At 45.3% G+C, this 1,186-nt stretch carries 1 protein-coding gene; it reads right to left on the bottom strand.

From position 1 onward, the window contains the following. Window positions 1-946, bottom strand: a 946-nt coding sequence (locus tag MJ769_RS07855) for an Mrp/NBP35 family ATP-binding protein (protein WP_239236000.1), incomplete at its 3' end; no start/stop codon positions are given. Between the last annotated feature and the right edge of the window lie 240 nt (window positions 947-1,186).

Below are 1,186 nucleotides of genomic sequence, written 5' to 3' on the forward strand. Positions count from 1 at the left end.
CACCTGGCAATTCAGGTTCAGGCTGAGCGCCCAGGAATTTCGCGCATCTTTCGGCAACTGCCATAAACGCCTTGGTTGAATGAGAGTCTGGGTAAGCGAGTACAACAGGGGTTCCTTTATCCGCACAAACTGCTATTTCGCTATCGAGCGGAATGGCACCGACAAATGGTACACCCAGTTCATTTGCAACTCTTTCGCCGCCCCCCTTCTTGAATACTTCAATCTCACCGCTACAGTGTGGGCAGATCAAGCCGCTCATATTCTCAACTATGCCGATAATGGGCGTATTTCGTTCTTTTACAAAAGTGATCATTTTCCTTGCATCAAGTAGCGCGACATCCTGTGGGGTGCTTACAACAACGACCCCATCCAGATTGGGAATAAAATCCATGATCGTAATATGTTCATTTCCTGTGCCGGGCGGTAAATCTATTATCAGGAAATCGAGTTTACCCCAAGTAATATTCCCCAGAAGTTCAATTATAAACTCATACTTTACCGCATCTCTCCAAACAACGGGCTCATTGGGGTCTTCTATCAACAATCCCAGAGACGCAACCTTTAAGCCAGTAGGCATAATGTGCGGGGCTATACCATCTTTATCCCCGCGAAGTCTTACACTTTCAATACCAAGCATTTTTGGAATATTTGGCCCGTGAAGGTCTGCATCCGCCAAGCCAACCTTGTACCCTAGTTTATCCAGGGCAAAGGCGAGGTTGACCGTGGTGGTACTTTTACCCACACCGCCCTTGTTGCTGCCGACAAGCACTTTGTACTTGATATCCGCCATCCGTTTGTTAATCAACCATTTTTTATGGGCAGCACGATCCAGCTTACATGTATCATTTTCATCGCACGTTTGGCAGCCATGGAAATAGCCACAGTCCTTTGCTGGCGCAGCGACTGTCCGTGTGTCCCTCATGTTCTTTATTTCAATAGATTTCATCTTTTAACATTCTCGTGATATAAATTTCTCGTGATATAAATCATTACCCACACAATGGAGCTGACCGCCCCATCCTCAATCCTCTCTCGTTGTTGACAACAAAACAATTGTTTTTATTATCATGTGTACCAACACACGGCTAAAGACTGACAAGCAATTTGATTCGATAGTTTGATTTGATATATGGTGTCTTTTCAGTAGGGGCTATTGCAATAGCCATCCCTGAGGTCACATACCAAC

The organism is Candidatus Nitrotoga sp. BS, from assembly GCF_927797785.1.
Taxonomy (GTDB): Bacteria; Pseudomonadota; Gammaproteobacteria; order Burkholderiales; family Gallionellaceae; genus Nitrotoga.